Source organism: Streptomyces sp. NPDC002130, from assembly GCF_040296465.1.
Classification (GTDB): Bacteria; Actinomycetota; Actinomycetes; order Streptomycetales; family Streptomycetaceae; genus Streptomyces.
This window is the reverse complement of the sequence record NZ_JBEOXI010000071.1, coordinates 25241-32637: the sequence shown is the minus strand read 5'-3', so window position 1 is coordinate 32637 and position 7397 is coordinate 25241. Positions and strand designations below refer to the sequence as shown.

The 7397-nt window shown below is 72.0% G+C and carries 5 protein-coding genes; 1 reads left to right on the top strand and 4 read right to left on the bottom strand.

From position 1 onward, the window contains the following. Positions 1-58: 58 nt before the first annotated feature. Complete coding sequence (gene proP / locus ABT116_RS16305) at positions 59-1555, bottom strand: glycine betaine/L-proline transporter ProP (protein ID WP_351633337.1); 1497 nt, start codon at positions 1553-1555, stop codon at positions 59-61. Between the two features lie 224 nt (positions 1556-1779). On the opposite strand from proP, the gene ABT116_RS16300 reads away from it, so the two are divergent. Beyond that, a complete protein-coding gene (locus ABT116_RS16300; protein WP_351633334.1) occupies positions 1780-3291 on the top strand; it encodes an MFS transporter in 1512 nt (503 codons plus the stop codon). Between the two features lie 11 nt (positions 3292-3302). On the opposite strand, the gene ABT116_RS16295 is transcribed toward ABT116_RS16300, so the two are convergent. The 3 genes from ABT116_RS16295 to ABT116_RS16285 all read right to left on the bottom strand — a co-directional run bounded on the left by ABT116_RS16295 (position 3303) and on the right by ABT116_RS16285 (position 7290). Continuing rightward, complete coding sequence (locus ABT116_RS16295; protein ID WP_351633331.1) at positions 3303-4037, bottom strand: hypothetical protein; 735 nt, start codon at positions 4035-4037, stop codon at positions 3303-3305. A 74-nt stretch (positions 4038-4111) separates the two neighbouring features. Next, positions 4112-5773: an amidohydrolase gene (locus ABT116_RS16290; RefSeq protein ID WP_351633329.1), complete on the bottom strand. Its 1662-nt coding sequence runs from the start codon at positions 5771-5773 to the stop codon at positions 4112-4114. Between the two features lie 20 nt (positions 5774-5793). Beyond that, complete coding sequence (locus ABT116_RS16285) at positions 5794-7290, bottom strand: APC family permease (protein WP_351633326.1); 1497 nt, start codon at positions 7288-7290, stop codon at positions 5794-5796. Between the last annotated feature and the right edge of the window lie 107 nt (positions 7291-7397).

Here is a 7397-nt window from a genome sequence, read left to right as displayed (position 1 = left end):
CGGGCCCAACCGCGACAGGCCCCGCCCGCACGATCGCGGACGGGGCCTGTCGCAGGGGTCAGAACCGGGGCTGGGGGGACTGCGCCTGGACGAGTTCCTCCGCCTCCGCCTGCGTCTCCACGGACGGCGGGGAGCCGGCCAGGGGCTGGTTGGCGGTCTCGCGCATGCACAGCACGGCGATCACACCGATGGCCGCGGCGCCCATGGCGTAGTACGCCGGCATCAGCGTCGAGCCGAAGGTGCCGATCAGAGCGGTGATCACCAGCGGAGTCGTACCACCGAAGATGGAGGTCGCCAGGTTGTAGGCCACCGAGAGCGAGCCGTAGCGCACCTGCGTGGGGAAGATGGCCGGGAGCGCCGCCGACATGGTGCCGAGCATCGCGACCAGGGAGAGCCCCATCAGCAGCAGCCCCAGGGTGATGAGGACGACGCTGCCCTGCCGGATGAGCAGGAACGACGGCAGGGAGAGGAACAGGAATCCGAGCATCCCCGCCATCAGCAGCGGCTTGCGCCCGAAGCGGTCCGAGAGCCGCCCCACCTGGTTGATCACGCACATCTGCAGCACCATCACGACGAGCAGGATCAACAGCCCGTGGTTGGTGCCGTAACCCAGCTCCTCGGACAGGTAGGTCGGCATGTACGACAGCAGCATGTAGTCCGTGATGTTGTACGCCGCGACCAGCGCGAGGCACAGCAGCAGCGGCCGCCAGTACCGGGTGAAGATCTTGCCGAGGTCGGCGGCCGCCGAGGTCTCCACGGCGTCGGCCGCCTCGCTCGCCTTGGCCTGGCCGCCCTCCAGCTTCTGGAAGGCGGGCGTCTCGTCCAGCTTGAGCCGCAGGTAGAGGCCGATGAGGCCGAGCGGGGCCGCCACCAGGAACGGCACGCGCCAGCCCCACGACAGCATCTGGTCGTCGCTGAGGAGCATCTGCAGGACGACGACGAGACCGGAGGCCCCGACGTAGCCGGCGAGCGTGCCGAGCTCCAGGAAGCTGCCGAAGAAGCCGCGCCGCTTGTCGGGCGCGTACTCCGCGATGAACGTGGAGGCACCCCCGTACTCACCGCCGGTCGAGAAGCCCTGCACCAGCCGGAAGAAGATCAGCAGGGCCGGGGCCCACAGACCGATCGCCGCGTGCGAGGGGACCAGGCCGATCGCGAAGGTCCCCACCGCCATCATGATCATGGTGAGGGAGAGGATGCGCTTGCGCCCGACCTTGTCCCCGAGCGGCCCGAAGACCATGCCGCCGAGCGGACGCACCAGGAAGGCCACCGCGAACGTCGCGAAGGAACCGAGCAGTTGGGCGGTGTCGTTGGTGGACGGGAAGAAGACCCGCCCGATGGTCGACGCCAGATAGCTGTAGATGCCGAAGTCGTACCACTCCATCGCGTTGCCGAGAGCGGCGGCCTTGGTGGCGCGCTTGACCGCCGCATCGTCGGTCACCGTGATGTCGCTGCGGCGCAGCTTCGGGTTGCGTCGCTTCTCGATCGCCCGGAACAGCACCCGGTGCCGTCTCACCGCCGCGGGATCCACCGACTCGTCGTTGTCGGTCTCCGCCATCACGTGGTTCCTTTCGCCGTTCGCATTCCCAAACACCACGCCTGCACAGATCTCGCGCGCTCAAACAGACCCCTTCGCGCGGCGTCCGTTTGATCACGGAAAGGCACGGGTGCTCGGGAGGCGGGTCGCCGCGCCGTCCGGGAGGATCTCCGGGACGGGAGTGTGCCCGTGCCCCGGCGGGGGAACTTGAGTCGCCGGGTGCGTTCCTGGTGAGAGGAGCCCAAGTGACGGCGTCAGCGGCGGGCGGCGACCAGGGTGCGCGGGAGGGCGGGTACGAGCCCGACCCGAAACGGTGGCGGGCCCTGTGGGTCACACTCGTGGCCGGCTTCATGAGCCTGCTGGACGTGTCGATCGTGGCCGTCGCCCTGCCCACGATCCAGCAGCAGCTGCACGCCTCCGCGGCCGAGGTCCAGTGGGTGGTGTCCGGCTACGCCCTCTCCTTCGGCCTCGCCCTCGTCACCGCGGGCCGCCTCGGCGACGCCCTGGGCCGGCGTCGTATCTTCCTCGTCGCCCTCAGCGGCTTCGTGCTCTTCAGCGCGGCCTGCGGAGCGGCCCCGAACATCACCCTGCTGGTGGTGGCCAGGCTCGCCCAGGGCCTGGCGGCCGGTTTCATGGCCCCGCAGAACTCCGCGCTCATCCAGCAGATGTTCCGGGGCGGCGAACGCGGCCGGGCCTTCGGCTTCTTCGGCGCCACCGTCGGCATCTCCTCCGCAGTCGGCCCCCTCACCGGCGGCCTGATCCTCGCCCTGGCCGAAGGCGCCCAGGGCTGGCGTTGGATCTTCTACGTCAACGTCCCCATCGGCATCCTCGCGGTCCTCCTCGGCCGTCGCCTGCTGCCCCGCACCCGGCGCTCCGGCCGGGAACACGTCGACCTGCCCGGTGTCCTGCTGCTGGGTCTCGGCGTCCTCGCGCTCATGTACCCGCTGGTCCAGGCGGAGACCGGCGGCCTCGCCCGGCTGTGGTGGATGTTCCTCGCCGGTGCCGGGCTGCTCTTCGCCTTCACCCGGTGGCAGCGTCGGCTGCTGGACCGCGGGACCCAGCCGCTGCTCGATCCGCGCCTGTTCACCACCGTGCGCGGCTATGCCGTCGGCGCGGGCGTCGGCACGCTCTACTTCATCGGCTTCAGCGGCGTCTGGCTGGTCTTCGCCCTCTTCTACCAGCACGGCCTGGGCTTCTCCCCGCTCGAGTCGGGCCTCGCGGTGACCCCCTTCGCCCTCGGCTCGGCCCTCGCGGCCGGGGTGTCCGGGCGGCTGGTGGACCGGCTCGGCCGGCTGCTCACCGTGGGCGGACTCACGGGCGTGATCCTCGGGCTGGGCGGCACCGCACTGCTGCTGCGCTTCGCGCCCCTCGACATCGCGCCCTGGATCGCCGCCCCGGTCCTGTTCCTCGGTGGCGTGGGCGGCGGGTGCGTGATCTCTCCCAACATCACCATGACGCTTCGGGACGTACCCGTGCACATGGCGGGAGCGGCGGGCGGCGCCCTGCAGACCGGGCAGCGCCTCGGTGCCGCCGTGGGCACCGCCGCCCTGCCCGGTCTCTACTACCTGGTCCTCGGCAGCAGGAGCGACGACTACCGCGGTGCCCTGTTCCTGGCGATGGTCGCGGGGCTCGTCGGCATGGCCACGTCCCTGGCCCTCGCGGCCTACGACTGGCGGCGCGACCGACGGACCCCGCAGCCGCACCGCCCCTGCCCCGACGATGTCGCCCACACTCCCGTGCACGCCCGGCAGACCTGAGCCTCACGCCCTCACGAGACCTGCGGCTGCGGCTCCTGCCGGGCGGGCGGGTCGGCGTCCAGATCGCCGCGCAGCGCGCCGAGGGCGAAGGCCGTCATGGACGCCAGGATCAGCACCGCGAGCGGCCCCCAGATCGCCGGAAGGGCCCACAGCGGCCAGTCGTTGGCCGCCTGCGCCCAGAGCGTCAGGATCGCCGTACCGCCCAGGCCGACGCCGTGCCACCGCACCATCTTCGCCGCCGTCACATGACGCTCGTCGCCCCGCGCGAAGAGCGGCCACACCCCGCCCACCAGGGCCGCCAGACCGAACGAGACGCAGGCCAGCGCACCGCCCAGCCGGTCCTCCGGCCAACCCACCGGCCCGTCGGACGTCTGCTGCCGCCGGCCCTCGGCGTCCCGCACCTCGACGACCCGACCGTGCCAGATCACACCGACGACCTTCTCGTCCGGCTCCATCTCGGACATCACGGGCTCGGTGCGCAGGAACGCCACCTCCCACGGCTCACCGGACGGCAGCACCAGCTCCGCCTTTGGAGACTCGCTCCGCTTGCCGCGGTTCAGGGCGGCGCTCCGTACGGTGAACTCCTGCTCCCACACGCACCCCGACGCCTTCACGGGAGCAGCGGCGCACCCCGGCGCGCCGCGGTACTCCCGCTCCCGCTCCAGCGCCCCGCGGACCTCGAGGGCCGACGCCACTCCGACGCCCAGTGCCACGACAGCGAGCAGCACCCACAGCACGGACCGCATGACTCCGTCCCCCGACGACCCCACCGCGCGTCATCCTCCTCCGTACGGACGATCCCCGGAGCATTGGACCACGCTCAGGCGCCGTCGTGGACCCGCCTGCCCTCGACGAAGGTCTCCAGGACGCGGGTGTCGGCGATCTCCTCGGGCGGACCCGCGAACGGATCGCGGTCGAGGACGACCAGGTCGGCCGCCTTGCCGACGGTGATGCTGCCGGTGCTGTCGTCGAGGTGGTTCACATGGGCGCTGCCCGCGGTGTAGGCGGCGATGGCGGTGCCCAGGTCGAGGCGCTGCTCCGGGAAGAAGGCCGGCGTGCCCCCGGGCGCCTCGGGGGAGACCCGGTTGACGGCGACATGGATGGCCTGGAGCGGGTCGGGGCTGCTGACGGGCCAGTCGCTGCCCGCGGTGAGCGTCGCACCGGCCCGCAGCAGATCCCCGAAGGGGTACTGCCACGCACCGCGCTCCGCCCCCAGGAAGGGCAGGGTCAGTTCGTCCATCTGCGGTTCGTGGGCGGCCCACAGCATCTGCAGGTTGGCGCTCGCGCCCAGCGCGCGGAAGCGGGGCAGGTCGTCGGGGTGGACGACCTGGAGGTGCGCCAGGTGGTGGCGCGTGTCGCGGTTGCCGTTGGCGACCCGGGCGGCCTCCACGGCGTCGAGCGCCTCCCGCACCGCGCGGTCGCCGAGCGCGTGGAAGTGGACCTGGAAGCCGTACGCGTCCAGCTCGGTGACGTACTTCCGCAGCTCACCCGGCTCGACGAAACTGATGCCGCTGTTGTCCGAGGTGCAGCCGCAGCCGGTCAGGTAGGGCGACAGCATCGCGGCGGTGTGGTTCTCGGCGATGCCGTCCTGCATGATCTTCACGGTGCCGGCCTGGAACCGGTCCCGGCTCAACTCCTCCCGCCGGGCCAGAAGTTCGCCGATCTGCTCGGCGCCCCGCTCGCGGTCCCACCACAGGGCTCCGACGACCCGAGCGGTGAGCAGACCCCGGTCCAGGGCCGTCAGATAGGCCGGGGCCGGGTCGGTCAGGTTGGCGTACGTGCCGACGATCGCGTCCTGCCAGGCGGTGACGCCGTGGGAGTGCAGCACTGCCTGGGCCCGGAGCAGGCCGGCGAGCTGCTCCTCCGGCGTGGGGTCCGGCACCAGCCGGCCCACCAGGTGGACGGCGCCCTCCTGGAGCATCCCGGTGGGGTTGCCCCCGGCGTCGCGCTCGATCCGGCCGTCGACGGGGTCGGGGGTCCGGGCGTCGATGCCCGCGCGCTCCAGGGCCCGGCTGTTGACCCAGGCACCGTGGTGGTCGCGGTTGGGCAGGAAGACGGGGCGGTCCGGGACGATCGCGTCGAGGGCGGCGGCCGTGGGGGAGCCGCCGGGGAACGCCTCCAGGGACCAGCCGCCCCCGGTGATCCACTCGACGTCCGGGTGCTCCCGCGCGTACGCCGCGATCCTGCGCAGGTAAGCGTCCGCGTCGGTGGTGTCGCCGAGGTGGCACAGGCCGAGTTCGAGGCCCGCGCCCATCGGATGGACGTGGGCGTCCTGGAAGCCGGGCAGCAGCAGTTTCCCGGCGAGGTCGACGACCTCGGTGCGCGGCCCGATCAGCTCGCGCACCTCGTCGTGGCCGACGGCGACGATCCGCCCGCCGCGCACGGCCACCGAGGTGGCGCGGCTGCGGGCCGGGTCGACGGTGTGCACGGGGCCGCCGGTGAGGACGAGGTCGGCGGATCCCGGGGCAGGGGGGTGCGACATGGGGGTGAGCTCCATGGAGGTCAGACCGCCGTGCGGTCCATCGGCAGGGTGAGGGCTTCGGCATCGGTGCCGCGCCCGGTGGTGAAGTAGGGCGAGCGCCGGACGTACTTGGCGACGGCGGCCATGCAGAGGCCGGCGAGCACGATCACGGCGGGCAGCGAGAACATGAACCACCCGTTGTCCGGGCTCAGTTCGAAGTGGTCGCTCATGGTGAGGTACGAGTACCCGAGGTAGCCGCCCAGGCCCAGCAGCACCAGCCCGGACACGGCGGGCACGCCGACGGCGAGCAGCGCCTCGCGCGCTCCCTCGTGCCGTGCGGAGCGGAACCGCACGGCGCAGGCGAGCGCGGTGAGGCCGTAGTAGAGGGCCACGATCAGGCCGATCGCGTTGACGGCGGCCAGCAGCATGTCGCTCAGCTTGGGGATCGCGAAGGCGAGCACGGCGATCACCGCGGCGACGGACATCACGACTGCCGTTCCCGCGGCGGGTGTGCCGTAGCGCGGGTGGACCCGGGTCCACAGCGGACCCATGGTGCGGTCGCGGCCCATGGCGAGCAGGCCCCGCGCGGTGGGGATCAGCGTGGCCTGCACGGAGGCGACGGCGGAGAACATCAGGGCGACCAGGGGCAGGGTGGCCCACGGCTCGGCGGCCAGCTTCTGCCCGAGGTAGGGCAGGGCCTGCGGGCCGTTGCGGACGAGCTCGGCCAGGCTCATCTCCCGCTGGAAGGCCACCGAGGCGAAGAGGAACAGGCCGAGCATCGCGAACAGGGCGATGAGCCCGCCGCGAGCCGAGTCGCCCGGGTTTTTGGTCTCCTCGTTGACGCTGAACGCCGCGTCCCAGCCCCAGAAGAAGAACACCGCCAGGACCATGCCCTGGGCGAAGCGGGTGCCGCTGGAGATCTCGAACGGGTTGAACCAGGACAGGGAGACGGCGTGGTCACCGGTGACCAGGGCCCAGCCGCAGAAGCCGAGCAGCACCGCGTATTCGAACACCAGCAGGGCGAACTGGAACCGGGTCGCGCCCCGGACTCCGGTGACGGCCAGGACGGTGAGGGCGAGCAGGATCACCAGCCCGACCGCCGTGCAGACGCCCGTGGACGTCGGATCGAGGGCGATGCCGGCCAGGCTGCGCAGACCGGCCTTGTTGGCGAAGGCCAGCACGACCGAGCCCATGATCGCGCTCGTGTAGGCGCAGAAGATGACCGAGCCGACCAGCGTGACCCAGCCGGTCAGGAAGCCGGGCCAGGGGCCGAGGGATCTGCCGACCCAGGTGTAGCCGTTGCCGCAGTTGGGTTCGGAGCGGTTGAGCCGGGCGTAGGCGAGGGCGATGCCCAGCACCGGCAGGAACGCCAGCAGCAGGAGCGCGGGTGCCTGGAGGCCCACGATCGTGGCGATCGTGCCCATGCCGATGGCGATGCTGGTGGTGGCCGCGGTGCTGGACGCGGCGATGGCGACGCCGTCGACCACGCCGAGGGAACGGCGCAGCGCGGGGCGGGACGAGGGCGGTGCGGACGACATGAAGGGCTCCTCGGGGGGACGGGGTGGGAAGAGCCGCGCGGGACTGTGATGGAACAGCCGGGGGCCACATTGGGTCAACCCTGTTGACGTAAGGCGGCGAGGGTCGT